At 54.9% G+C, this 24,096-nt stretch carries 24 protein-coding genes and 1 pseudogene; 8 read left to right on the forward strand and 17 right to left on the reverse strand.

Translation table 11 applies throughout. The features are described 5' to 3' along the window. Positions 1-60: 60 nt before the first annotated feature. From ACQY4M_RS21485 to ACQY4M_RS21505, 5 genes are all read right to left on the reverse strand, one after another. Positions 61-1,668, reverse strand: a complete 1,608-nt coding sequence (locus ACQY4M_RS21485) for an antiporter (RefSeq protein ID WP_428548591.1) — start codon at positions 1,666-1,668, stop codon at positions 61-63. Between the two features lie 66 nt (positions 1,669-1,734). After that, a complete protein-coding gene (locus tag ACQY4M_RS21490) occupies positions 1,735-3,051 on the reverse strand; it encodes an MFS transporter (RefSeq protein WP_428548594.1) in 1,317 nt (438 codons plus the stop codon). A 15-nt stretch (positions 3,052-3,066) separates the two neighbouring features. Beyond that, the gene (locus ACQY4M_RS21495) at positions 3,067-3,264 is read right to left on the reverse strand and encodes a hypothetical protein (RefSeq protein WP_428548597.1); all 198 of its coding nucleotides are present in this window, start codon (positions 3,262-3,264) and stop codon (positions 3,067-3,069) included. Between the two features lie 65 nt (positions 3,265-3,329). After that, on the reverse strand, positions 3,330-4,373 hold the full coding sequence (locus ACQY4M_RS21500; protein WP_428548600.1) for an IS5 family transposase: 1,044 nt from the start codon (positions 4,371-4,373) through the stop codon (positions 3,330-3,332). A gap of 314 nt (positions 4,374-4,687) precedes the next feature. Then, positions 4,688-4,876, reverse strand: a complete 189-nt coding sequence (locus ACQY4M_RS21505) for a hypothetical protein (RefSeq protein ID WP_428548602.1) — start codon at positions 4,874-4,876, stop codon at positions 4,688-4,690. A 422-nt stretch (positions 4,877-5,298) separates the two neighbouring features. Between ACQY4M_RS21505 and ACQY4M_RS21510 the strand changes: the two genes are divergently transcribed. Both ACQY4M_RS21510 and ACQY4M_RS21515 read left to right on the forward strand, forming a co-directional pair. Further along, the gene (locus ACQY4M_RS21510; protein WP_428539230.1) at positions 5,299-6,549 is read left to right on the forward strand and encodes an IS256 family transposase; all 1,251 of its coding nucleotides are present in this window, start codon (positions 5,299-5,301) and stop codon (positions 6,547-6,549) included. A gap of 337 nt (positions 6,550-6,886) precedes the next feature. Then, positions 6,887-7,216: pseudogene (locus ACQY4M_RS21515) on the forward strand (C4-dicarboxylate ABC transporter); the annotation flags it as partial. A 41-nt stretch (positions 7,217-7,257) separates the two neighbouring features. On the opposite strand, the gene ACQY4M_RS21520 reads toward ACQY4M_RS21515, so the two are convergent. Then, positions 7,258-8,390 (reverse strand): IS3 family transposase gene (locus ACQY4M_RS21520; RefSeq protein ID WP_428539245.1). Its coding sequence is split into 2 segments (ribosomal slippage): positions 7,258-8,138 and positions 8,138-8,390, totalling 1,134 coding nucleotides; the frame shifts between segments, so codons are not numbered across the junction. Between the two features lies 1 nt (position 8,391). On the opposite strand from ACQY4M_RS21520, the gene ACQY4M_RS21525 reads away from it, so the two are divergent. The 3 genes from ACQY4M_RS21525 to ACQY4M_RS21535 all read left to right on the forward strand — a co-directional run bounded on the left by ACQY4M_RS21525 (position 8,392) and on the right by ACQY4M_RS21535 (position 11,300). After that, positions 8,392-9,156: a DctP family TRAP transporter solute-binding subunit gene (locus ACQY4M_RS21525; protein ID WP_428548605.1), complete on the forward strand. Its 765-nt coding sequence runs from the start codon at positions 8,392-8,394 to the stop codon at positions 9,154-9,156. A 78-nt stretch (positions 9,157-9,234) separates the two neighbouring features. Continuing rightward, on the forward strand, positions 9,235-9,909 hold the full coding sequence (locus tag ACQY4M_RS21530) for a TRAP transporter small permease (RefSeq protein WP_428548608.1): 675 nt from the start codon (positions 9,235-9,237) through the stop codon (positions 9,907-9,909). Then, on the forward strand, positions 9,906-11,300 hold the full coding sequence (locus tag ACQY4M_RS21535) for a TRAP transporter large permease (RefSeq protein ID WP_428548611.1): 1,395 nt from the start codon (positions 9,906-9,908) through the stop codon (positions 11,298-11,300). The genes ACQY4M_RS21530 and ACQY4M_RS21535 overlap by 4 nt, the downstream gene beginning before the upstream one ends. 73 nt (positions 11,301-11,373) lie before the next feature. Here the strand turns inward: ACQY4M_RS21535 and tpiA are convergent, their stop codons facing one another. The 9 genes from tpiA to ACQY4M_RS21580 form a co-directional block, all read right to left on the reverse strand. After that, complete coding sequence (gene tpiA / locus ACQY4M_RS21540; RefSeq protein WP_428548614.1) at positions 11,374-12,123, reverse strand: triose-phosphate isomerase; 750 nt, start codon at positions 12,121-12,123, stop codon at positions 11,374-11,376. A gap of 98 nt (positions 12,124-12,221) precedes the next feature. Next, on the reverse strand, positions 12,222-12,533 hold the full coding sequence (locus ACQY4M_RS21545) for a TfoX/Sxy family protein (RefSeq protein WP_428548617.1): 312 nt from the start codon (positions 12,531-12,533) through the stop codon (positions 12,222-12,224). Then, entirely contained in the window at positions 12,530-12,895 is a 366-nt protein-coding gene (locus ACQY4M_RS21550; protein WP_428548620.1) for a TfoX/Sxy family protein, read from the reverse strand. The genes ACQY4M_RS21545 and ACQY4M_RS21550 overlap by 4 nt, the downstream gene beginning before the upstream one ends. Further along, positions 12,895-13,245: a HesB/IscA family protein gene (locus ACQY4M_RS21555; RefSeq protein ID WP_118942075.1), complete on the reverse strand. Its 351-nt coding sequence runs from the start codon at positions 13,243-13,245 to the stop codon at positions 12,895-12,897. Before ACQY4M_RS21555 ends, ACQY4M_RS21550 begins: the two co-directional genes overlap by 1 nt. A gap of 60 nt (positions 13,246-13,305) precedes the next feature. After that, complete coding sequence (locus ACQY4M_RS21560; protein ID WP_428548623.1) at positions 13,306-14,370, reverse strand: hypothetical protein; 1,065 nt, start codon at positions 14,368-14,370, stop codon at positions 13,306-13,308. Between the two features lie 66 nt (positions 14,371-14,436). Next, entirely contained in the window at positions 14,437-14,802 is a 366-nt protein-coding gene (locus tag ACQY4M_RS21565) for an SUF system Fe-S cluster assembly protein (RefSeq protein WP_428548626.1), read from the reverse strand. 200 nt (positions 14,803-15,002) lie between these two features. Next, positions 15,003-15,290: a hypothetical protein gene (locus ACQY4M_RS21570; RefSeq protein ID WP_428548629.1), complete on the reverse strand. Its 288-nt coding sequence runs from the start codon at positions 15,288-15,290 to the stop codon at positions 15,003-15,005. A gap of 89 nt (positions 15,291-15,379) precedes the next feature. Next, positions 15,380-17,620: a cation:dicarboxylate symporter family transporter gene (locus ACQY4M_RS21575; RefSeq protein WP_428548632.1), complete on the reverse strand. Its 2,241-nt coding sequence runs from the start codon at positions 17,618-17,620 to the stop codon at positions 15,380-15,382. A 114-nt stretch (positions 17,621-17,734) separates the two neighbouring features. Then, entirely contained in the window at positions 17,735-18,391 is a 657-nt protein-coding gene (locus ACQY4M_RS21580) for an IS1595 family transposase (RefSeq protein WP_428539609.1), read from the reverse strand. A 328-nt stretch (positions 18,392-18,719) separates the two neighbouring features. On the opposite strand from ACQY4M_RS21580, the gene ACQY4M_RS21585 reads away from it, so the two are divergent. Further along, entirely contained in the window at positions 18,720-19,382 is a 663-nt protein-coding gene (locus ACQY4M_RS21585) for a hypothetical protein (protein WP_428548635.1), read from the forward strand. A gap of 14 nt (positions 19,383-19,396) precedes the next feature. Here ACQY4M_RS21585 and ACQY4M_RS21590 read toward each other — a convergent pair whose 3' ends face one another. Continuing rightward, complete coding sequence (locus tag ACQY4M_RS21590) at positions 19,397-20,077, reverse strand: alpha/beta fold hydrolase (protein WP_428548638.1); 681 nt, start codon at positions 20,075-20,077, stop codon at positions 19,397-19,399. Positions 20,078-20,184: 107 nt separating this feature from the next. Between ACQY4M_RS21590 and ACQY4M_RS21595 the strand changes: the two genes are divergently transcribed. Beyond that, positions 20,185-21,411, forward strand: a complete 1,227-nt coding sequence (locus tag ACQY4M_RS21595; RefSeq protein WP_428539582.1) for an IS256 family transposase — start codon at positions 20,185-20,187, stop codon at positions 21,409-21,411. Between the two features lie 200 nt (positions 21,412-21,611). Here the strand turns inward: ACQY4M_RS21595 and ACQY4M_RS21600 are convergent, their stop codons facing one another. Beyond that, on the reverse strand, positions 21,612-22,790 hold the full coding sequence (locus ACQY4M_RS21600) for an NAD(P)/FAD-dependent oxidoreductase (protein ID WP_428548641.1): 1,179 nt from the start codon (positions 22,788-22,790) through the stop codon (positions 21,612-21,614). Positions 22,791-22,926: 136 nt separating this feature from the next. On the opposite strand from ACQY4M_RS21600, the gene ACQY4M_RS21605 reads away from it, so the two are divergent. Then, complete coding sequence (locus ACQY4M_RS21605) at positions 22,927-24,093, forward strand: peptidoglycan glycosyltransferase FtsW (protein ID WP_428548644.1); 1,167 nt, start codon at positions 22,927-22,929, stop codon at positions 24,091-24,093. Positions 24,094-24,096: the final 3 nt, after the last annotated feature.

A 24,096-nucleotide genomic window follows, 5' to 3' on the forward strand; every position in this document is an offset into this window, starting at 1 on the left:
TTCTCTCCTGTTCTAGGGGATGCTGCCCCGGCACGGTGCCGGGGCAGACAGACGTTTGTTTTACGGGTTCTTCACATAGGCGCCGGGACGCAGGTAGAACCACCAGTTGATGACGATGCAAACCGCATAGAACGCCGCAAAGCCGTATAGTGCATTCTCTGGTGTGCCCGCTTTCATTTGCTCGCCAAACACCTTGGGAATAAAGAAAGCGCCATAGGCAGCAACCGCAGAAGTCCAGCCCAACACCGGACCTGCCTGCTCTTTGTTGAAAACGGCGGCAATTGTACGGAAGGTCGAGCCGTTGCCGATGCCAGTTGCAGTAAACAAGATCAGAAACAGGATCATGAACGGCAGGAAGTAGTCCTGAGGTGTGGCCGAGACGTAGGCCTTTTGTAGAAAGTAAGCCACGCCAAGTGTCGAGAACACCATGATGAAGGATATGATATGCGTGACCTTGGCTCCGCCCATCTTGTCAGCAATCATCCCACCTACAGGGCGGATAAGTGCACCGATGAATGGGCCCATCCATGCATACATCAACGCTGACGGACCGTCAGGGTTCACTGTATTATGGGTCATCACCCCATCTACCATCAAATGCTGGAAGCCAAAGACCACCTTGATCGTCAGGCCAAAGGCCGCCGAATACCCAATGAAACTACCGAACGTCATCGTATAGATCGTGGTCATTGCCCAAGTATGTTTGTTCTCGAAAATCTTGTATTGACGCGACAAGTTACGCCCAACAGCACCCGGAATCAGATAAAGCAACCCCACTGTGGTTCCGATAACCAACGGGATGACGATTAGCTTGTCAACGTTCCAGCCGGAACCGCCCACCTTGGCCGGCAGCATCATCCAAAGACCCACACCTGCGGCAAAGAACCCGATCAACAGCATGAATGTCATGATGCCAAAGGCCCCCAACGGGTTCGGGATGCGTGGCGAAACATGCTCATCCCGAATGTTGTTCATACCCCACCAGCCGACAATAGCGAGCGGGATCAGGAATACCAGCCAGATGTAACCGGCATTCTGGATGTAGGTTTCCGTTCCTGCCGGAATTTTCCCAATCAGCGTGCCGGATGTGTTGACCAACTTGCGCCCGACGCCGCCAAATAGCGGGATTGTCATCACCAACGGGATCAGGATTTGCATGGTGGTTACACCAAAATTACCAAGACCTGCGTTCATTCCCAAAGCATAGCCCTGCACCTTTTTCGGGTAGAAGAACGAGATGTTCGACATCGAGCTGGCAAAGTTGCCGCCACCGATACCCGACAAGAAGGCCAGTATCTGGAACTGCCAAAGAGGCGTATCGGGATTGCTCAACGCCCAACCAGTCCCGATTGCGGGGATCATCAGCAGCGCAGTGGTGAAAAAGATCGTATTTCGCCCGCCCGCGATGCGGATAAAGAACGTCGAAGGGATACGCAATGTCGCCCCCGTCAGTCCTGCAATCGCTGACAGTGTGAACAGATCGGACTTTTCAAACGGATAGCCAAGGTTGATCATTTGCACCGTGATGATTCCCCAATACAGCCAGACAGCAAAGCCGACCAGCAGGCTGGGGATCGAAATCCACAGGTTTCGTGTTGCGATGGACTTGCCGGTCGAGGCCCAGTAGCCCTCGTCCTCGATGTCCCAGTTTCTAAGATCTTGTCCCAAAGTCTTTCTCCCTTTGGTGGTGGTTTTTATGACGGGCTGCCTGTGCAGCCCGCCTGTTTATTCGAATTAGTGTGGCACGTCTGACAGGTGGGTATTCTTCACCAGTTCGGGGTGGTTCTTGCGATCCATAGAACGGATTGCCAAGTGCATCCAGATCATGCTGACCGCCACAAGGACAAACATCAGCATAAACACGACCGACCAGACTTGAAACATGTCCAGCAGTATCCCGAAGGCAATCGGCAAAACAAAGCCGCCCAAGCCCCCGATCATCCCGACCAGACCGCCCACAGCCCCCACATTTTGCGGGAAATAGACGGGGATGTGTTTATAAACCGCCGCTTTGCCAAGGCTCATCATAAAGCCAAGGATCACGGTCAGGAACACAAACACATATAGCGGAATACCAAAGCTGAACTGAATCATATTCGGGGTGCCGTCTTTATGCGGAATACCTTCGACGATGTATGTGGTTTCCGGGTAGCTCATGATGAACAGTAAAATCAGTGACACACCAAAGGTCAGATACATCACATGGCGCGCGCCCCAGACGTCCGACATCCAGCCGCCCAGTGCCCGGAAGATCGAGCCGGGAAGCGAATACATGCCGGCAAACAGGCCCGCCGAAGTCAGCGCGACACCGTAAGCCCCGACATAATACCGCGGCAGGAACGAAGCAAAGGCAACAAAACCGCCAAACACAAAGAAATAGTAAGTGGCAAAACGCCAGACTTGCATATTTTTCAGCGGCTCAAGTTGTTTCAAGGCCGATACTGGTTTTGCTCCGGTTTCCTTTTGCATCTTGCGTACCGGATCGGTTGGCGCAAACAAATAGAAAAGGACCGCCATGATTACCAGAACAACCGCATAGATACGCGCGGTATCTTCCCATCCATACGCCAGAACAAGGAAGGGTGCGGCAAAGTTGGTAACCGCAGCACCCACGTTTCCAGCCCCAAAGATACCAAGGGCTGTCCCTTGTCTCTCGGCTTCAAAGAAACGCGACACATAGGCAATCCCGATAATGAACGACCCACCGGCAAGCCCCAGACCAAGGGCGGCCATAAGGAACACTGTGTATGTGTGAACCGATGCCAGCAACCAGACCGAAATGGACGTAATCAACATTTGCAACGGCAACATCAGCCGCCCCCCAACCTGATCTGTCCAGACCCCCAGAAAAATCCGGCTGACCGAACCGGTCAGAACAGGTGTCGCCACAAGCAGACCGAATTGTGTTTCGGACAAGCCCAGCTCTTGTTTAATTTTAACACCGATAATCGAGAAAATCGTCCATACGGCAAAACAGACCGTAAAAGCCAAAGTGCTCAGTCCCAACGCCCGGTACTGATCAGTTTTGGTCACTCCATCAAGTTCATGCATCACGTGCCCTCCACGTTATTTTTGCGCAGCTATACGCTTTGCGCGATGGCGCCACAGGATAGCATTTCCCATACCAACAACTTGATCCACATCAATTTCCCTAAAAAACATGTTTAAAATAAATAATGGGAACCTCTGTAAATTCCCGTTTTCGCCTTCTTCGCGGCGGGGTGGACGGTTTTTCGCCTGTCCCGCCTGATTGCTTCGGATCATAAACCCATTTTCACCGGTTTCAAGCCGGTTTTGGGTATTTCAGGCACACCTCACCCCATGAACCCTTATCCCGGCGCCGCCAGGCCGCATTCGAACTGGACGAAGCGCTTCATGTTGTAGACCAGGTTCATCATCCCGATGCGAAATCGCGCCCGCTTCAGGCCGATGGAGCGGATCAGCTTGCCGCCCATGGAGCGCTCCTGAAAAGCGAATACATGCTCGACCCGGACCCGCACTTTCGAGCGCCTCCGGTTGGCCTTTTGCTGGCGCTCGCCAAGCGGCTTGCCGCGCCTGCCCTTGTGATGGATATGGCTGTGAAGCCCCCGCTCTTCCAGCTCGCTTTCGATCTTTTGCGAGCGATAGGCGCTGTCGGCCCACAGGTCCGATGAGGTGTTGCTCGCATCAATCAGACCGGCAAGCGCCTGGCTGTCATGCACGGCGGCATCGGTGACATCATAAGCGCGGATGAATTTGTGCCGCCGGTCGACATTGATGTGGTTCTTGTAGCCGTAATAGCTCTTGCCGTGCTTCTTCGTCCAGCGCGCATCCACGTCCTTCTGGCGCTTCTTGTGGGGTTTTTCCTCCCACTCTTCAGGCGTTTCGCCCGCCTTGATTTTCTCGTTCTCGTCCCTTTTGTTGTGCTGGCGCGGCGCCGGAACGATGCTCGCATCAACAATCTGCCCGCCCATCGCCAGATAGCCCTTTTCGCGCAGAAAGGCATCGAACTTGTCAAACAGCTCCTTCATCTTCCCGGCCCCGGCCAGCCTTTCACGGTAGGCCCAGATGGTCTTGGCGTCAGGTACGCTGTCTTCAATGCCAAGGCCGAGAAACCGCATGAACGACAGGCGGTCGCGGATCTGATACTCGATCTGATCGTCAGAGAGGTTGTAGAGCTGCTGCAAAACCATCGTCTTGAATATCAGCACCTCATCCCAAGGCGGGCGGCCAGCGTTGGATTTGCGCTGTTCGGGCGGCGTGCGCCATATGGCCTTCAGCTCGTCCCGGTAATCCTCGAACGGCACCATGTCGTTGAGCAACACCAGCGGATCACCAGATTTGTCCAGTCCCGCGTATCGGCTGGAAAGATCAAAAAATCTCATCTGACCCATGACAAAACCCCGTCGGTCGAATCATTTTCATCCTGATGACGATTCTACCCCGTCAGGCCGGATTTTGGGGGATTTTTAGAGGTTCCCTTTGGTCATATAAACGGCAAAACCGGCCAGTCCCAACCCTAAAATCAGAACCAAACCAAAAACCATTCGCATGATGTATCCTTTCGCTTCCTATGCGTAGTGGGCATATAATCTATTACCAATCACATCAATAGACAATGATTGCGGCAATAACGTGAACAAAAGGCGGGTTTTGTTTGGAAGGGTAGCAGCGTTGCCGCTGCAAGAAAGGCGAGAATGCGGCTCGATTAGAATGTTGGGTCTACACCCGCGGCATCAAGCACCGAACCAATAGCAACTGTCTTATCTTCTACTTTTGGGCGAAGTACCAAAACGACGGCAAGGCCTAGCCCGGCAATAGCGGCCGTAAGCACAACCCAATCAACAGTGACGGCCCCGTTTTCAGATTTAGCAAATTTAATTAGTGAATTTATCATGTCCGTCTCCGTGCGCCCATCTTATGGTTGTGTGGTTTCTTTGATGCTATCGTCGTACTGTGTCCAAATTGTGAAAGAGGGAAGGAATAAAGCAGGCAGATCTAACTCTAGATTTTGCAATACCCTAACGAAAAACCGCGCCCGGTAAGGGACGCGGTTTAACAATTCTCGAAAACTTCGGTTTAGAAGTTTGTGGAAACAGACATGCTGTCCATGGCCGAGCCGATTTTGTTTGTCAGAGTCTGTGTTTTGCCTTTGATCAGCGACAGCACAGCGAGGCCCAGGCCTACAACAGCAGCAGTCAGAACAACCCAGTCAACGGTTACGGGAGTAATGCCCGAAAGTTGGTGATGGGGTGATTGGGTGGCATATCATGGCGGTGTTGACGCGCCGCGATTCTCAGAGAGAAAAGGATATGCCACATGGAAGACGATACTATTTTGGAGTTTACCGATCCAGCCGGAATTTCACCTGATCCGCTGACGGATATCTTGCGCAAAGGCGCGCGGGATCTGTTGGCACAGGCGGTCGAGGCCGAGGTTTGTGATCTGATGGCGCAACACGCGCATTTGAGGGATTCGGCCGGTCGCCAGCGCCTTGTTCGCCACGGATACCTGCCGGAGCGCGAGGTGATGACGGGGATCGGCCCTGTCCCGGTGAATGTGCCTCGGGTGCGTGATCGTGGCACGGGGGCGGAGAAGATCAGGTTCACCTCGACGCTTCTGCCGCCGTATCTGCGCCGGGCAAAGTCGGTCGAGGAGTTGTTGCCCTGGCTCTATCTCAAAGGTATTTCCACGGGTGATTTCGGCGAAGCACTGGCGGCCCTTCTGGGGCCTGATGCGGGTGGTTTGACATCGAGCACGATTTCGCGCCTGAAGGCGGAGTGGTGGGCAGAATACGAGCGTTGGAACCGGCGTGACCTGTCGGCCAAACGCTATGTGTATTTCTGGGCCGACGGGGTTTATTTCAAGCCGCGCACGGATGCTGACAAGCAATGCATGCTGGTGATCATCGGCGCGGACGAGTGGGGTAACAAGGATGTTCTGGGCCTCGTGGACGGGTATCGAGAAAGCAGCCAGAGCTGGCGTGAATTGCTGCTGGACTTGCAACGTCGTGGCCTCAGAAAAGCCCCTGATCTGGCCGTTGGTGATGGCGCGCTCGGCTTCTGGAACGCCTTGCGGGAGGTGTTCGGTGAGACTCGGGAGCAGCGCTGCTGGGTGCATAAAACCGGCAACGTCCTGAATGCCATGCCGAAGTCGCTGCAAGCCAAAGCCAAGGGCCATCTACAGGACATCTGGATGGCCGAGAACAAACGGGACGCCGAGGCCGCGTTCAATTTCTTCATCGAAGCCTATGGCGTGAAATACGAGCGTGCCGTGGGGAAGCTGACCAAGGACCGGGACGTGCTGCTGACCTTCTACGACTTCCCTGCCGAGCACTGGAAACACATCCGCACATCCAACCCCATCGAAAGCATATTTGCCACCGTGCGGCACCGAACGAAGAAGACCAAAGGCTGCCTCGGGCGCAAGACCGCCTTGGCAATGACCTTCCGCCTGATGATGTCGGCAAAGAAGAAATGGCGTAAACTCGACGGCGCATTCCGATTGCCGGAAATCATCGAAGGGGTTGAATTTAAGGACGGGATCAAGCAGGAAAAACATGCCGCCTGATTACTGCGTCACCAACTTTTGGGCATAGCTCGAAATTGCCGCGCAAAACCTTTTACGACAAGCTGACCAAATACGGGATTCGGCCGGAACGGTTCCGGTGACCTGTGTGGAAATCCGCACAACGGGCCAAATTGCCTGTGTGGATTCCCGCCACCGGCCAGCCGGAAGGCTGTAACGTCAGTCGCTAACGTATTGCCAGATAACGGTTTTGCTCATTGTAACAGCCCTGTGAAGTTTTTCTTGAGCGGTGCGGGGGGCTGGGGTCTGATCTAGGCGGGTGCCTGCGGGATGCGGGTGCACATCTATGCAATGTCTCAAAACCCGGGAGGAGACCCCAATGAAATTTTTGACTGCTGTCACCACTGCTGTGGCGCTTTCTTTCACCGCACAAACCGCTGTTGCGTCGGCTGGTTGTGACGAAGGCGAAATCGTAATCAAGTTCGCCCATGTGACCAACACTGACAAACACCCCAAAGGTATCGCTGCCAGCCTGCTGCAAGAGCGTGTGAACACCGAGATGGACGGCAAAGCCTGTATGGAGGTTTACCCCAACTCGACCCTTTATGATGACAACAAGGTTCTGGAAGCCATGTTGCAGGGCGACGTTCAACTGGCGGCGCCGTCGCTGTCCAAGTTCGAGAAGTTCACAGAGGTGGTCCCACTTTTTTGACCAGTCAGCAGCCAGTTTAAGATGGATCAGGGTTTCATTTAGGCTGCCAAACTCATTGGTTTTGTTTTTCTGTCATAGGCTTCATCCGGGGTCAATATTCCGTGGGTGGAATGCGGGCGCTCGGTGTTGTAGTAAGCCAACCATTTCCCGATCCCGGCGCGGGTCTGCGAACCCGTTTCAAATGCGTTGAGGTAAATGCATTCGTATTTCAAGGATCGCCAAAGCCGCTCGATCATCCGGTTATCGACCCAGCGACCTTTGCCATCCATCGAGATTTTCACGTCGGCTTCTTTCAGCGCCTGCGTCCATTCAAACCCGGTGAACTGGCTGCCCTGGTCGCTGTTCATGATATCGGGCTTGCCGTATTTGGCCATAGCCTCTTTCAGGGCTTCAACGCAAAAATCTGCCTCCATGCTGTTTGACAATCTCCAGCTCAAAACCTTGCGGCTGTGCCAGTCCATGATCGCGACCAAATAGAGGAACCCGCGCTGCATCGGAATGTAGGTGATATCTACGCACCACACATGGTTTGGACGATCAATCGTCAGGTCTCGCAGCAGATACGGGTAGATCTTATGCTGCGGATGTTTCTTGCTCGTGTTGGGCGTCTGGTAGATCGGAACCAACCGCATCAGCCGCATCAAACGGCGGACCCTGTGGCGACCACACTTGTAACCTTGGCGCTGCATGTGCCGGGCCATTTGCCGTGATCCATACCACGGCGTCTGCAAGAATTGCTTGTCGATTATTGTCATGAACCGCAAATTTTCAGCACTTTCGCCTTTTGGCTGGTAATACAGGTTCGAGCGCGCCAGAGAAAGTAGCCCGCATTGTCGTCGCACACTCAGATCATGCTCACGGCTCACCATTTTTTGCCTCGCTTCCCGAGCAACTGTTGCGAGGCGTTGGCTAAAAAATCCCGTTCCACGACCAGCTGACCAATCTTGGAGTGCAGCTTCTCAATCTGGGCTTCATCAACCCGATCAGGATCACGGCCCCGTCTGGAAAATGCCGTGGCCATGTTTTCAATCGCTGCTCGTTTCCATGTGCCAATCTGGGTTGGATGCACACCATACTTCTTCGACAGCTCCGCCATCGTCATTTCCTCGCGGATTGCTTCAAGCGCAACGCGGGCTTTGAATTCGGGAGAATGGTTCTTTCGTTTCGTCATTTTGAATCGTCTTTCTCATAAGTCGATCCACCTTAACAACTGGTCCGAATTTCCGCGACCACCTCTCACCAAGAAATTCCGCCTATTCGATCTGCCCTTCATGTTCAAAAGCATGGATGCGGTTGATGCCTATCAGTCCTCGGATGCCGGTCAGGCGCTGCTGGATTCGATGCAGAAACGTGGCCTTCAGGGGCTGGCCTTCTGGCATAACGGTCTGAAACAACTGTCGGCTAACAAGCCGCTGATCCATCCGTCAGATGCCAATGGCCTGAAATTCCGCGTGCAATCGTCGGACGTTCTGGTTGCCCAGATGGAAGCGATCGGCGCAAGCCCGCAGAAAATGGCGTTTTCCGAAGTTTACGGCGCGCTGCAACAGGGCGTTGTGGACGGTCAGGAAAACACCTGGTCGAACATCTATGGTAAAAAGTTCTACGAGGTTCAGGACGGTGTGACCGAAACCAACCACGGTATCATCGACTATCTGGTGGTGACCAATGTTGACTGGCTGGAAAGCCTGGACGCCGATGTGCGCGATCAGTTCCTGACCATTCTGGGTGAAGTGACCAAAACACGTAACGCCGAAGCCTTTGCGGTGAATGAAGCTGCCAAGCAGTCGATCATTGATGCGGGCGGAACCATTCGCACTCTGACACCTGAACAGCGTCAGGAATGGGTCGATACAATGATGCCCGTTTGGGACAAATTCAAAGGTGACGTTGGTCAGGATGCAATCGACGCCGCCCAGAAGATAAACGAGTCCATGTAAGACCGTTTAGAAAACTTGCGCGCGCCCCGCTGAACGAGGGCGCGCGTTTAATATTTACCAAACAGGGAGGGGGACAGGATGCATCCGAAACCAGGTGCAAGCTTTGTCGACCGGATCGAGGAAACGCTGATTGCGTTTCTGCTGGGTGCGATGACGCTGCTGACATTCGCCAATGTAATTGCCCGTTATGTCTTCAATTCCAACATCCTGTGGGCGCTGGAACTGACTGTGTTCATGTTCGCCTGGCTGGTGCTGTTGGGCGCATCCTATGCAGTCAAAAAAGGCGCGCATCTGGGGGTGGATGCTGTGGTGAATATGCTGCCACGGGGACCGCGCCGTGTGCTGGCGCTGATTGTCGTGCTAATCTGCATTTTCTACAGCTTCCTGCTGCTGAAAGGGGCCTGGGATTACTGGGCCAATTTTGCCAACCTGCCGCAAACCGAAGGTCGCTGGTTTCCCACCGGCTTTCAGGAGAAATTCCGCGGCAAGGGCTGGTATGAAACCAATGACATTCCGCTGCCTGCCTTTCTGAACTGGATGCAAGGGGCGTTTAACGACGGGGATGCGTATGAAAAGCTTCCCCGAATGGTGCCCTATATGGTGCTGCCGCTGTCCATGGCATTGTTGTTGTTTCGGTTTATTCAAACCGCTTTCGCCGTTTGGAACGGTAAAATGGACCGTATCATTGCCAGTCACGAAGTCGAGGATGAAATCGCCGAGATTCAGGAATTGCGCGGGGAGGGTGAACAATGACAGTTGCTTTCCTTTTTGCGATGGTCGTCGGCCTGATGATGATCGGGGTTCCCATCGCTGTGTCGCTTGGATTCAGCTCGATTGTATTCCTGCTGATTTTCTCGGATGCCTCATTGGCGTCGATCGCACAAACACTGTTTTCGGCCTTCGAGGGCCATTCTACCCTACTGGCTATCCCGTTCTTTATCCTTGCCTCGTCATTTATGTCGACTGGTGGTGTGGCGGAACGGATCATCCGGTTCTCCATCGCTTGCGTCGGCCATCTGCGCGGTGGTCTGGCGATTGCCGGTGTGTTCGCCTGTATGATGTTTGCCGCCCTGTCGGGGTCATCCCCCGCGACCGTGGTTGCCATCGGCTCGATCGTGATCGCGGCGATGACCAAGGCGGGCTATACCAAGGATTTCGCCGCCGGTGTGATCTGTAACGCGGGCACATTGGGCATCCTGATCCCGCCCTCTATCGTGATGGTGGTTTATGCCGCCGCGGTCGAAGTGTCGGTGGGCCGGATGTTCCTGGCGGGCATCATCCCCGGTCTGTTGGCCGGTGGTATGCTGATGGTTGCGATCTATGTGATGGCGCGGGTCAAGAAAATGCCGGCGGGTGAATGGGCCGGTTGGGGCGAGATCGGAACAGCCTTTGCCGATGCGTTCTGGGGGCTGATGCTGATCGTGATTATCATGGTTGGGATCTACGGCATACCCGGTGTGACCTCGGCCATCTTTACGCCGACAGAAGCCGCCGCTGTGGCATCGATCTATGCTTTCCTGATTGCCAGTTTTGTCTATCGCGACATGGGGCCACTGGCCGCAAGGAACGGTGGGGCAAAGGGCAGTTTGCTGAACAAGCCCTACGCGCTGGTTACGGCGTTTTTCCATCGCGACACGCAGCGTACACTGTTTGAGGCGGGCAAGCTGACCGTTACCCTGATGTTCGTGATTGCCAATGCGCTGATCCTGAAACACGTTCTGACCGAAGAACAGATCCCGCAGCAGGTGGCCAATGCGATGTTAAGCGCCGGTTTCGGTTGGGTGATGTTCCTGGTGGTGGTCAACCTGATCCTGCTGATTGGCGGGCAGTTCATGGAGCCGTCGGGCCTGTTGGTGATTGTCGCCCCGCTGGTTTTCCCGATCGCGATGGAACTGGGGATCGACCCGATCCATCTGGGGATCATCATGGTGGTGAACATGGAAATCGGCATGATCACCCCGCCTGTTGGCCTGAACCTGTTTGTGACCTCGGGGGTTGCGGGCATGCCGATGATGCGGGTGGTCAAGGCGGCGTTGCCATTTTTGGCCGTGCTGTTCGTGTTCCTGATTATGATCACCTATATCCCGTGGCTGTCGACCGCTATACCCAATGCGGTGATGGGCCCGGAAGTGATTACCAAGTAGCATAGGGTAAATGTGTGAGAAAGCCGCCAAGGGCAACCTCGGCGGCTTTTTTGTGTCTGGTGATTGGGCGAGATCAGGCCTGTTCAAGCTCTGTGATGATGTCCATAAAGTCAGCAGCCTTTAGCGACGCCCCGCCCACAAGCGCGCCATCCACGTTAGACACCGCAAAGATTTCCGCTGCATTTGACGGTTTCACCGAACCACCATAAAGCAGACGCACGGACCGACCCACGCCTTCACCAAAGCGGCGCTCAAGCTGGGTGCGGATGAAATCATGCACTTCGCCGATCTGGTCCAGCGTCGGAACCTTGCCGGTGCCGATGGCCCAGATTGGCTCGTAGGCCACCACAAGGTTTTCGCCGGTGACATTATCGGGGATGGAACCGGCCAATTGACCCGAGATGATTTCCAGCGTGTTCATCGCCTCGCGTTCGGCATCGGATTCACCACAGCAAACCACGGCCACCAGACCGGCCGCAATTGCAGCCTTGGCCTTGTTGCGCACGTCCTTGTCACTTTCGTTGTGGTCCTGACGGCATTCGGAATGGCCAAGGATCACATGGCTGGCACCGGCATCGACCAGCATACCGGCGGCGATATCGCCAGTATGGGCGCCCGAGGGTTCGGCGTGGCAATCCTGTCCGCCGGTGTGGATCGGCCCGTCGCCAATCCGTGCGGCCATGGCCGAAACCAGAGTGGCGGGCGGGCACAGCAGAATTTCGCAACCCGGGGCAGGGTGGGCGGCCAGCAGCGCGTCGACCTCGGTCAGTGACGCGGTGGTGCCGTTCATTTTCCAGTTTCCGGCGGCAAGTTTTTTACGCATGATCAATATCCCTTTGTTGGTTGGGGTAATTGATGCCCTATATCGGCGCATGATGGCAAGGCGTTAGCGGTAACTGCGGCAAGTGAACGCGTTCGCCCCTATAGGGCGTCCAGCGCCTTTTGCCCCCAGATCAACACCGCGTCCGGGTCGTAATTGGCGGTGTCGGGCAGGGTCCAATAGGCCATTTTATCGCCTGTCTCTACCCCGAATTGCCGTCCGCCAGCGGCAGAGATTTCATCGGCAAAGGCCCCTTTGGCCTTTAGATACAGTGTGCCTGCGCGGTCCAGCATGGCGAAAATCGTGCCATCGCAATAGATCGATAGACCACCCATCATTTTACGGGTGGTGATCTGGCCCAGCGGGTCAAACATATCGTGGACAAAGGTGATATCGGTGTCGCTGACGCTCATTTTTTGGCCTGTTTGGCTTTGGTGCGTTTGGTCGCGGCCTTTCGGGCCGGAACCATGGATTTTCTGGCCCAGAACATGGCCTCGTCGGGATCGTCCAATGCGCTTTCAGGCAGGGATATTAGGCCAGGGATGATACGCACGCCGGTTTTGGTATCGTATTGAAACGGCACTGAACCGGCATCGGCATATTCGGCGGCAAGGGGTTTATCGGCCTTCATATACAGCGCATCCCCAAAGATCACCGCAAACATCGCATCATCGACATAAAGAGCGGTGCCTCCGAACAAGCGGCCGGTTCTGATCGGGCCAAGATCGGCGAACAGATCGCGGGCGTGGGCCAGAAATTCGGAGTCGGTCGACACTACATTTCTGCGAATTTGATGGATTCGCCGCAGCCGCAGGATTCTGTCACGTTGGGATTGCGGAATTTGAAACCGCTTTCCAGCAAGGAAACCTCGTAATCGATTTCCGTGCCGAACAGGAACATCTGCGCCATCGGGGCAATCATCACCCGCGCGCCGTCCTGTTCTACCACTTCGTCCATCGGATCAACTTCGTCCACATAGTCCATGGTGTATTCCATCCCTGCACAGCCGCCTTTCTTGACGCCGATGCGCAGGCCCTGATGGCCCTTTTCAGCCATCAGCTTTGAGATCTGTTTCGCTGCGGTCGGGGTCATGCTGACCGCCTGTTTGCCGGGGATGCCGAACATGGGGTTCTCCTGTTTCCTGACCCTTTATATAGGGTATTATGCATGTGATCTCAAGCGGGGTCAGACCATTGCCGCCGCTTTGCACATATTTGTCAGCTTTGTGCGGGTCTGTTCCAGCGTCAAAAAGCCCAACCCGCAATCGGGCGCGGCGATCAGGCGTTCTGGGGGCAGCATTGTCAATACCTCGCGCATCCGCGCTGCGATTTGATCCACCGCCTCGATCTGGCTGACGGCGATATCGACAAAACCGACAATCGCGGTGGTTTTGCGGAACTTCTCGAACAGCGAAAGGTCGCTGTGGCAATGGCAATCCTCGATCGACAGGGCGTCGATGCGGCCATCCAGCGCCTCGACCAGCTGGTGATAGACGTTGTGATCCGCCTTGGGGTAATCCGGCTGATCAATATGTTCGGGATAGCCGCAACACATGTGGGCAGTGCGCACCACATGATCGGGCGCGCCGTGGAATACGCGTTCCAAGGCCTCATACCCAAAGGCCGCTGCGTCCTCGGGCTTGCGGGCGAACAGGGGTTCGTCCACCTGAATGTGGATGCAACCGGCATCGGCCAGCGCCAGCACCTCTTGGTTCAGCGCGTCAGCCAGATCGAAGGCCAGTTTGGCATCATCATTGTAGTGGCAATCGGCCACGGTGCCGATGATGGTCATCGGGCCGGGCAGGGTCAGTTTGACAGGGCGGTCGGAAAAGGATTGCGCCTGTTTGTAATCGCGTGGCAGCACCGGTTTGCCGGCACGGATTTTGCCACGGATCGCGGGCAGGTCGGATTCATAAGCGCCGTTGCGCAAAACCCGATGTTCCAGATTGTCGAAATCAAAGCCGTCCATATAGCGGCACTGGTAATGCACATAGTTCTCGCGCCGCTGCTCGCCGTCGGTGGGAATGTCGATGCCACAGGCGATCTGGGTCTGCACCGCTTCTCGGGTGGCGCGCTCAAAGGCAGGTTCGTGTTCGGGGGAATCCGACCAGTTTTGCACCACATCGGCAGTATAGCTATCGGCGGCATGGGTGACCTTGAACCAGTCTTTGATCGGCACATAGTCGGGCTTGGGAAAGGCCCCGATGGTGGTGGTTTTGATCGGCATCTTGGATGATCCTCTGCGTTGCATCTTCCCGAACGCTAAAAGCGCGGCACAGGGCCGCGCTAGCAGGATAGCGACTGCAATATGTCGTTTTTACATGAAACCCAGTTCAAGGCGGGCCTCGTCGGACATCATTTCCATGCCCCACTGTGGTTCCCAGACCAGTTCGACATTGACGGTTTTGACACCGGCCAATGGCGAAATCGCATCGGCAATCCAGCCGGGCATTTCGCCAGCGACAGGACAGCCCGGTGCTGTCAGCGACATATAGATTTGCACATCGCCCTCGTCTGAAATCTCGATCGTATAGACAAGGCCCAGATCATAGATGTTCACCGGCACCTCGGGGTCATAGACCGAGCGGCAAGCCTCGACGATTTTGTCATACAACGGATGATCCGTGCTGGACGGTTTGATCAATGGTGTGCCTTCAAGCGGTGTATCGGATTCGGCAGTCATGGGACCCTCTTTGGATTACTTGACTGAATATATAAGGATTGCAGCCGCTGTCGTCCAGAGGGGAAGCACCGCAATCGGGGTGCGGCGTTTTCGCAGGGGCAGGACACAAAAATGGCCCACATGAAACATCACGCGGGCCATTCGGTTTTTAGTGAGTGGTCGTTACATATCAAGGCATGATGCCCAGTTCGGCATCAAATCTATTCAACCAGCATTGTATATTGGCTGATGAAATCTTCATTTTCATCAATCACGGTTTCGACGACATGTATGGCTTCCTTCAACGTCGCAATTCCGGTGATTGTGCTGTCGCGTAACCGAATGGCATAGGACAGGTTGCCATCGATATCGGATTCAGTATTGATGAAAAGGCTCATCCGTGATCCGACGCGGATGTAATGGGCGCTGCGCAATTCCTTGCCCTTGTAGGTCCATTTGCCGCGCATGTCGTGCAGCACGAAGCTTTTGATCGTCTTTGGAAATTCCATTTTGTTTCTCCATCTAGGGCTTGCAGCAGGTCAGAACATGGGGCAAATGCCGTTCCGTTCTGACCTGCTGTTAGGCTTTCCATTCCAGTTTATGCGGCTGCTGGTTCAGCGCCGGAAAAACCGGTCGCAGAATCGTCAATCGCACCCTCTGATCGGGCGATCACCACTGCCGCGCAGGCATCTCCCCACACGTTGATTGCTGTGCGGAACTGGTCAAGGATCCGGTCAATCGCCAGGATTAGGCCAATGCCGTCAAGCGGCAAACCTGCTGCTGTCAGAACGATACCCATGGTCACCAGACCAGCGCCCGGGATAGCCGCCGCGCCAATGGCTGCCAGAGAGGCCGTGATGAAGATGACGATCTGCATCCCGAAGGTCAGATCAATTCCCAACAACTGGGCGATAAAGATAACTGCCACCGATTCATACAGGGCTGTGCCGTCCATGTTGACGGTTGCCCCAAGTGGCAGCACAAAGTTGGATATCTTTGGTTCCACTCCGGCCCGCTCGGTCAGGTTTGACATGGTCATGGGCAGCATTGCCGCTGATGAAGCGGTGGACCAGGCTGTCATCAACGCCGGTGCTACGGCTTTGAACAGTTTGATCGGGTTGTATTTGCCAAATATCCACACAAGTGCTGTCAGCGTGATGAAGGCATGAATGGCAAGGCCCGTCAGCACAGTAGCTGCGTATTTACCAAGCGCCGAAAGTGCGGCAAAACCCAGATCCATGAAGATCGCCGTGACCAGCATGAAGATGGCATATGGCGCAATTTTCATCACGGCCATAATGCCGGCCTGCATGATGCGGTCAAGCCCGTGGATGACATCTACCATAGTATCGGACGCCTTACCGACGATCGAGGCCATGATAGCAAGGAAAATGGTAAAGAAGATCACCTGCAGGATATTGCCATCGGCAAAGGCCGCAGCCGAGTTTTTCGGGATCATGTTAACGAAGGTATCAACAATGATAATCACCGCCGATTTTTCACCAACCCCTGCATTTCCAACCTTACCGGGTACTTCGGCACCAATCCCCAAGGCTGACAGTGCTTCCTTATCAATGCCCAGACCGGGGTTGAAGACATTGACAACGATCAGGCCAGCGCCAACCGCCAAAGCCGTGGTCAGAAAGTAGAACCCGACCGTCTTGCCGCCCAGTTTACCAAGCGCACGGACATCGCCAAGATTGACAATGGCCATAAAGATCGAGGCAAACACCAGAGGGATAATCAACATCCGTAATAAACGGATGAATATCTCGCCACCATATTTGAAGAAGGTTTTGAGGTAGAAAATTGGCCCGCTGTCAATACCGGTGCCATAGGTCACATTGATAAATAGCCCCAGCGCAATGCCAAGCACGATTTTCCATTGTAAATCCAGCCCCTTTTTCTTTTTTGGTTCACTTGTAGTCATGGGCTTAGTCCCCCCGTAAACATCATCGGTAAGATTGTAGCTGCGTATAGAAAGCTGCGCTTTTACCGGAATGTAATTGTTCATGTACTCAATAACGCGCCCATTGCCCTGCAGTTCGGCAAGGATGAATGTGTCAAGCATATGGACAAAATCGAGATTGCCCTTGGCCACGGCATAGCCGTAGTTGTCCGGTTTGAACGGGCTATCGAATACCGTAACAACGAATTGCGCTGTTTTGGCATTGTCATGCAGCCAGATCTTCAGGAACATTTCATCATGCACCATGATATCGGCCTTGCCAGCCAGAACCGCTTCGGCTGCGGCTTCGTTCGTATCGTATTGGACAACCTGCGCGTCGGGAAAAAACTGTGGAACAGCCTTTTCGGGTGATTTGCCTTTGGTCACGGCAATGACAAGATTGGCTATTTTACCGTTCTCTTTCAGACGGGTTATCAGGCCGTTGTAATCCTTGACCTGTCCTGCCCCCAGTTTGCCCAGCCGGCCCTTGTTGGCCAGCACGGACAATCCGGTTTCGAAATACGGTTGTGAAAAATCCACGGCCATTGCGCGGTCAAAGGTGATGCTCATCCCGGCCATGACAACGTCGATCTGGCCTGACTGTACCATGGGGATCAGATCGCCAAACGAATCCGGAACGACAAGCTGTAGCTTCACCCCCATCTTCTCGGCCAGCAGGGTTGCAATATCGACATCCACACCGACGCGTTTGCCGTCTTGTTCAAATGAAAAGGGTTTGAACAACGGATTGACACCGACTTTCAAAACACCTGATTGCGTGATCCGTGTAAGGGTCGAGGAACTGTTGTCCTGCGCCTTTACTTCTTTCGCGCCGACACCCCAGACCATAGCGGTCAGGGCTAATAGCACCGGTAGTAGAAACCGTTTCATGGCGTAAGCCTCCCGTTTATGTAACGGGCCGCGCTTGACGTTTTATTTTGATTACTATGCTGTCAATGCAGCCCAAACTAATAGTGAAATTAACATTGGGGCTGACCCAGATAACTACTTCAAGTAACGCTTAACCCATTGTCTTAGCTGCAATAACTGAGCTGAAGGGTCACTGTTGTTGAAACGCCACTCGCATTCCTTCAAATATAGCCCAAATTGGGCCTTGGGGACACCGTTAAATCGGCGCATGTGGCGCTTGGCTTGGTTCCAGAAATTCTCGATGCCATTGATGTGGTTGTGACGGTCTGCAAAGAGCTTGGAATGGTTGATGCGAAAGTGGTGGAAGTCTGACACATCCAGCACATTATAACCGCGCCAACAATCGGAATAGACGATGGAATCCGGCACGACTTTGCGCTCTATGATCGGGATCAGAGTGGCGGATTTGGCGTCCGGGATGATCTTGGTGTAAACCTTCCCACCCCTTTTTAATATACCAAAAACGGGAATTTTACCTGCCGCACCACGCCCGCGTTTACCTTTGCGTTTGCCGCCAAAGTAGCTTTCGTCCACTTCTATTTCTCCGCCGAACATAGCTTGGCTTTCCGCCTCCAGCTCATAGGCGATTATCTCGCGCAGGCGTAGAAAATAAAACGCTGCGGTCTTGCGGTTTACACCACACAAACTGGCTGCTGTTCGTGCTGTCGATCCCGAAACAAAATGCTCCGTAAGACGGTCTTGCTTGTAGTGGCTCAGGCGACTCTTTCTCATGCTTCCCATCATAACCTCTTTTTAGGTTATCTGGGTCAGCCCCTTAACATTTTATCGCGGTAGCGCGATGTCTTGCACGTACCTCCCTTTATGTTCACCGTCCTTAAATAGACAACAGATGTCGCACGGTGTTCCGCGGCACAACCATAGAGGTTCAGTTGCTGTCTATTAACGATCAAGGCTAGGTCAGTTCCGGTGTTGACGCAAACGAACCATTGTTAACAATATTTCAATTAATACGTATGTTTCAGGGAAATTGTTTCCGGATTTAGTGTTGGATTTTTCTGATATGCCGATAGAATAAGCGAATTGAAAGAAGGAAAATATTATGAAACGACTTAAATTTTTCAGCGCTGCTTTTTGTGCAATTGCCATTTATGCCGGTTATGCCGGCCCACTTGCAGCACAATCATCTGTTGAAGTGAACGTCCTGAAGGTTGAAGGTCTTGTGGTCGGTGTGCCACAAAAGATAGACGCGGATTTTGCGGCTGAACATGGGGTGGCCGTGCCCAAGCCTTTCCATTTCACCATCCCCACGGACCGGACCAAAAACATCAAGGTTCTGCCGGCGCCCGGCGGAACGGGGATATTCAAGGTCAGTTTTGCTACCGAGAATGACCAGTTGCGATCCAATCTGCAATTCATTCCGTTTACATTGGGCGATGGCACGGACGAGGAACGCCTGAACGGTATGGCGCGGGTCGTGCAACAGGTGTTCGGGAATGCGGTGGTTGACCCGAACCGCGCCGAAATCAACGTCACCCGCCCAACCGAAATTGGCCCCTATAAGGCAGTCAAGGCTATCGGGCGCTATGCCGAAGCTGATGATACAATGGTTGCCCTGCGGGTGGTCGCCGTGATCGAGGAGGGGGCAGGCGACGGGCTGATTGCCATCATTAACGCACTGCCCAAGACGACAGGGATGACCAAGGTCGGGGATATCATCTATGTTGACGGCTCGCGGACACTGGGGACGATGCGATTTGAGTGAGGGCACGCCTGCGCCTATGATCCGTCGATAAAAGATAAAACCATCTGGTTAAACACTTTGGGCTGATCGCGGTTAAGGATGTGGGCAGCATCGGGAATCTCTGAATACTCGGCGCCTTTAATATGGTCGGCCATTAATAGGGCGCGTTTATGTGTGTGAGAATTCTTTTTCCCCACCAAAACCAGTGTTCTTGCCTTTATGCGATCGAACAATGGTCGCCCGTCATATAACAGGGCGGCCTTCATGACTGCATAGGCGTTTTTACAGGTCATCTTCGCGATGGCTTTTTTGACATACAAGCCGGATTCACGCCTATATCCGCCCATAGCACTGGCAGGCAGTTTTGCGATCAGTTTTGGCGAAATAATGCGCAACGGCCAAAGAAAAACCTGTGCGATGCTACGGCCAAAATTGCTGTCGGCAACATTGGCAACGGTTTCAGCCAAAACCAAATGCGTGACCTCGTTCGGCCACCGTCCGGTAATTTCAAGGGCGACCATGCCACCAAGGGACATGCCAACAACAGTGTAATTCTGCAATCCAAGGGCCTTGATTTCATCATGAACCGCTTTTGCCATACCCGGTATCCCTCCCATGACAAGCGGGCTGTTTCCGTGCCCCGGCAGGTTAACAACGATCAAACGATGTCGTTTTGAAAACTGTTTGACCTGTGGATCCCAAAGTCGGGTATCCACCCCTGCACGGTAGTGTCGCGAGTTTGGTGGAAATTCGAGGACGGCGTAATCTCCGGGTGCATCGAAGCCACCCAACCGGCGGCTGGAACCGCCAAGGAGATCACGCCATGACAAAGAATACAGCAACATCGACATCCGCGCTACTGGCCAATGAAGCAGGCTATGACCCGATTGAAGACCGGCTGCGCCAGAACATCCGCGCGACGATCGAGGCGGTTTTCGAAGAGGAGCTGGAGCAGTTTCTGGGCCGTTGCCGGTATGGCCGCAGCGGCGGGGCAAAGGCCGGATACCGCCACGGGCATCGCGAGCGGCAACTGGTCGGAACATTTGGAACCGAAACGGTGCGCGTGCCGCGTGCGCGGATCACAGGCGAGGCCGGCAAGGCCAGAGAATGGCGCTCGAAGGCATTGCCCCGCTACCAGCGGCTGACGAAGAAGGCCGAGGCGCTGATCGCTGCTGTCTACCTTTCGGGCACCAACACACGGCGGGTAAAACGCGCCCTGTTCGGCCTGTTTCAGGGGGCGGTCAGCAAGGATGTGGTGAGCCGCGCCTGGCGCAAGGTGAAGGTGGACTGGCAGGCGTGGTGCGCCCGCAGCCTTGCGGATGAAGACATCGTGCGGCTGATCCTGGACGGCACCGTGATCAAAACGCGGATTGACAGGAAGGCCACCAATATCTCGGTTCTGGCCGCGATTGGCGTGCGCCGGGATGGGCAGAAGGTCTTGTTATCACTGATGAACATGGGCGGCGAAAGCACCTCCGCCTGGCGTCAGTTCATCAACGATCTGGATGCGCGCGGGTTGAAACGGCCCGAATTTGTCATCGTGGACGGGGCACCGGGACTTGAGGTCGCTCTCATTGCCCTCTGGGGTGAAGATCTGCCGATCCAGAGGTGCACGGTGCACAAGCACCGCAACCTTCTGGCCAAGGCACCCAAGCGTATGCATGATGAGTTGACAGAAGATTACCGCGACATGATCTACGCCAAAACACCCGAGGAAATCGCCACCCGCCGCAAGGCATTTCTGCGAAAATGGCGGCTGAAATGCAAGGCCGTCGCTGACAGCTTGGAAGAAGCAGGAGATAAGCTTTTCACCTTCACGCGTCTGCCACAAGGCCAGTGGAAATCGGCCAGAACGACAAATGCGATCGAACGCCTGAACGAGGAATTCCGCCGCCGCATCAAGACCCAGACCGTGCTGCCATGCGCCGAGACCGTGCCGATGCTGCTTTGGGCTCTGATGGCCTCGGGGCAGATCGTCATGCGAAAGGTCGATGGCTGGGAAACGCTCGCTCAGCCCGTCGCCGACGCAACCCTTGACCAAGCCGCCTGACCGGCGCATAACTCAACCCGCTCGGAGGTGCCTGAAATCAATTTCCACCACTTTCGAGACACAACCCCCTGCACCATGCAATAGTATGATCGCGGGGCCATGGCCGTATTCGAAGACTTCCAGCATATTATACACAGCCACTGTTGGGGTTGGGCTTTGAAGATAGCTGGGGACACAGTAGCAGTTTTCAACCCCATTGATTATTCTCTTGCCGCAATCGCCATCCCCGCCGCCCATCCCGACGACCACGCCCACTGGAAATTATACCCGCCCAGCCAGCCGGTGACGTCCACCACTTCACCGATGAAATACAACCCCGGCACGTTCTTGGCCTGCATGGTTTTGGACGACAGCGCGTTGGTGTCCACCCCGCCAAGGGTGACTTCGGCGGTGCGGTAACCTTCGGTGCCGCCCGGGTGCAGTTCCCACGCCGTCACCGCTTGCACGATGTCGGTTAAGGTCACGTCGCCATGGTCGGCCAGATTGCCCTTCCAGCCGTGCAGATCCGCAAGGTAGGCGACCAGCCGTTTTGGCAGCCATTCGGCCAGATTGGTGGAAATATCGCGCCGCCCCGATTTTTGCCGCTGGTCACGCAGACGGTCCAGCAGATCACCGGCAGGCCACAGGTTCAGCGTGATCGGCATGCCCTCGCGCCAATAGGACGATATCTGCAAGATCGCAGGGCCGGACAATCCGCGATGGGTGAACAGCACCGCTTCGTCAAACGACACCCCGCCACAGGACACGCGCGCATCCAGCGCCACACCGGCCAGCGGTTTGAACATGTCGCCAAAGGTCAGCGGCACAAGGGCAGGGCGGGTTGGTGTGATCGGCAGACCGAACTGGCGGGCGATTTGATAACCCAGCCCGCTCGCCCCCATCTTGGGGATCGATTTGCCACCGCAGGCGACGACAAAATTATTGCTGCGCAAAACCTCGCCGGTATCCAGTGTCACGGTAAACCCGTCGCCGGTGTGCTCAACAGCAGAAACCGTGGTCCGCAGCCGCACCACGGCTGCGCCCATTTCCTCAACCAGCATGTTGATGATCTGTTTGGCCGAGCCATCACAAAACAACTGCCCCAGCGTTTTTTCGTGATAAGCGATGCCGTGACGCGCCACCAGATCAATAAAATCCCATTGGGTATACCGGCTTAGGGCGGATTTGACGAAATGCGGGTTCTGCGAAATATAGTTTTCCGGCCCAGCATACATATTGGTGAAATTGCAACGCCCGCCGCCGGAAATGCGTATCTTTTCGCCCACTGCACGGGCCTGATCAATCAGTAAAACCCGTCCGCCGGCATGCGCCGCGCACATCATTCCGGCGGCACCAGCGCCCAGAATAATGGTGTTAAATATATCCGATCCCTTGCCCATACCTATCCGTCAACCACGATGTGCGGCCAGACGCAAGCCCCTGTGAACAAAGGGCTAGCGTCACGCGAATCATTGCGCTACACTGATAGGCAGACCCGGCAAACGGGCAGTATTAGAGGCAGTAAGGCGGTATCCCATGACAGAAATGGTCTATGGAACAGTTCCGGTTCGCAACAGCGATCCCATTCTTCCCCGTTGGTGGCAGACAGTCGACAGGTGGTCATTGACTGCAATCCTGTTGTTGTTCGGCATCGGTATTTTGCTGGGCTTGGCCGCGTCCCCGCCGTTGGCGGCAAAAAACGGGCTGGCCCCGTTTCACTATGTGCAGCGGCAAATGCTGTTTGGCGGCATGGCGCTGGTGGTGATGATGGTCACCTCGATGATGGCCCCGTCTCTGGTGCGCCGCCTGGGCGTGCTGGGGTTTCTGGGGGCATTTTTGGCATTGGTTATGCTGCCGGTTCTGGGCACGGATTACGGTAAAGGGGCGATCCGCTGGTATTCGCTGGGCTTTGCCTCGGTGCAGCCTGCCGAGTTTCTGAAACCGGGCTTTGTGGTGATTGCTGCATGGCTGATGTCGGCCAGTCAGGAAATCAACGGACCACCCGGGCGGCTGTATTCGTTCATCATTGCCATGACGGTCGTCGGGTTTCTGGTGATGCAGCCAGATTTCGGGCAGGCGTCTTTGGTGCTGTTTGGCTGGGGCGTGATGTATTTCGTCGCCGGTGCGCCGATGTTCCTGCTGTTGTCGATGGCCGGTCTCGTCGTGTTTGGCGGCATGTTCGCCTATAATAATTCAGAACACTTTGCGCGGCGGATTGACGGGTTTCTATCTGCCGATATCGATCCCACGACCCAGATGGGCTATGCCACCAATGCCATTCAGGAAGGCGGCTTTTTCGGGGTTGGCGTGGGCGAAGGGCAGGTGAAATGGTCGCTCCCCGATGCGCATACAGATTTTATCGTGGCTGTCGCGGCCGAAGAATACGGCCTTATCCTCGTGCTGGTGATTATCGCGCTATATATGGTGATCACCGTGCGGTCCCTGCTGCGCCTGATGAAGGAACGTGACACGTTTATTCGTCTGGCCGGAACGGGCCTTGCCTGTATGTTCGGCGTTCAGGCGATGATCAATATGGGCGTTGCTGTGCGCCTGCTGCCCGCCAAGGGCATGACGCTGCCCTTTGTCAGCTACGGTGGCTCGTCGCTGATTGCGGGCGGGATTGCGGTTGGCATGTTGCTGGCCTTTACCCGCACGCGGCCACAGGGCGAAATTGTTGAACACTTTGCACGTCGGGGACACTAATAT

It is taken from the genome of Profundibacter sp. (assembly GCF_965277155.1).
Taxonomy (GTDB): domain Bacteria; phylum Pseudomonadota; class Alphaproteobacteria; order Rhodobacterales; family Rhodobacteraceae; genus Profundibacter.

Excerpts from the sequence above, each read along its gene's own strand:
- ACQY4M_RS21600 (WP_428548641.1), bottom strand. The coding sequence starts at position 22,790 with ATGGGCAAGGGATCGGATATATTTAACACCATTATTCTGGGCGCTGGT.
- tpiA (WP_428548614.1), bottom strand. The coding sequence starts at position 12,123 with ATGCGTAAAAAACTTGCCGCCGGAAACTGGAAAATGAACGGCACCACC.
- ACQY4M_RS21555 (WP_118942075.1), bottom strand. The coding sequence starts at position 13,245 with ATGTTCGGCATCCCCGGCAAACAGGCGGTCAGCATGACCCCGACCGCA.
- ACQY4M_RS21545 (WP_428548617.1), bottom strand. The coding sequence starts at position 12,533 with ATGAGCGTCAGCGACACCGATATCACCTTTGTCCACGATATGTTTGAC.
- ACQY4M_RS21570 (WP_428548629.1), bottom strand. The coding sequence starts at position 15,290 with ATGGAATTTCCAAAGACGATCAAAAGCTTCGTGCTGCACGACATGCGC.
- ACQY4M_RS21565 (WP_428548626.1), bottom strand. The coding sequence starts at position 14,802 with ATGACTGCCGAATCCGATACACCGCTTGAAGGCACACCATTGATCAAA.
- ACQY4M_RS21495 (WP_428548597.1), bottom strand. The coding sequence starts at position 3,264 with ATGATCCGAAGCAATCAGGCGGGACAGGCGAAAAACCGTCCACCCCGC.
- ACQY4M_RS21510 (WP_428539230.1), top strand. The coding sequence starts at position 5,299 with ATGGAAGACGATACTATTTTGGAGTTTACCGATCCAGCCGGAATTTCA.
- ACQY4M_RS21505 (WP_428548602.1), bottom strand. The coding sequence starts at position 4,876 with ATGATAAATTCACTAATTAAATTTGCTAAATCTGAAAACGGGGCCGTC.
- ACQY4M_RS21595 (WP_428539582.1), top strand. The coding sequence starts at position 20,185 with ATGACAAAGAATACAGCAACATCGACATCCGCGCTACTGGCCAATGAA.
- ACQY4M_RS21575 (WP_428548632.1), bottom strand. The coding sequence starts at position 17,620 with ATGAAACGGTTTCTACTACCGGTGCTATTAGCCCTGACCGCTATGGTC.
- ACQY4M_RS21500 (WP_428548600.1), bottom strand. The coding sequence starts at position 4,373 with ATGGGTCAGATGAGATTTTTTGATCTTTCCAGCCGATACGCGGGACTG.
- ACQY4M_RS21580 (WP_428539609.1), bottom strand. The coding sequence starts at position 18,391 with ATGAGAAAGAGTCGCCTGAGCCACTACAAGCAAGACCGTCTTACGGAG.
- ACQY4M_RS21530 (WP_428548608.1), top strand. The coding sequence starts at position 9,235 with ATGCATCCGAAACCAGGTGCAAGCTTTGTCGACCGGATCGAGGAAACG.
- ACQY4M_RS21585 (WP_428548635.1), top strand. The coding sequence starts at position 18,720 with ATGAAACGACTTAAATTTTTCAGCGCTGCTTTTTGTGCAATTGCCATT.
- ACQY4M_RS21535 (WP_428548611.1), top strand. The coding sequence starts at position 9,906 with ATGACAGTTGCTTTCCTTTTTGCGATGGTCGTCGGCCTGATGATGATC.
- ACQY4M_RS21605 (WP_428548644.1), top strand. The coding sequence starts at position 22,927 with ATGACAGAAATGGTCTATGGAACAGTTCCGGTTCGCAACAGCGATCCC.
- ACQY4M_RS21490 (WP_428548594.1), bottom strand. The coding sequence starts at position 3,051 with ATGCATGAACTTGATGGAGTGACCAAAACTGATCAGTACCGGGCGTTG.
- ACQY4M_RS21560 (WP_428548623.1), bottom strand. The coding sequence starts at position 14,370 with ATGCAACGCAGAGGATCATCCAAGATGCCGATCAAAACCACCACCATC.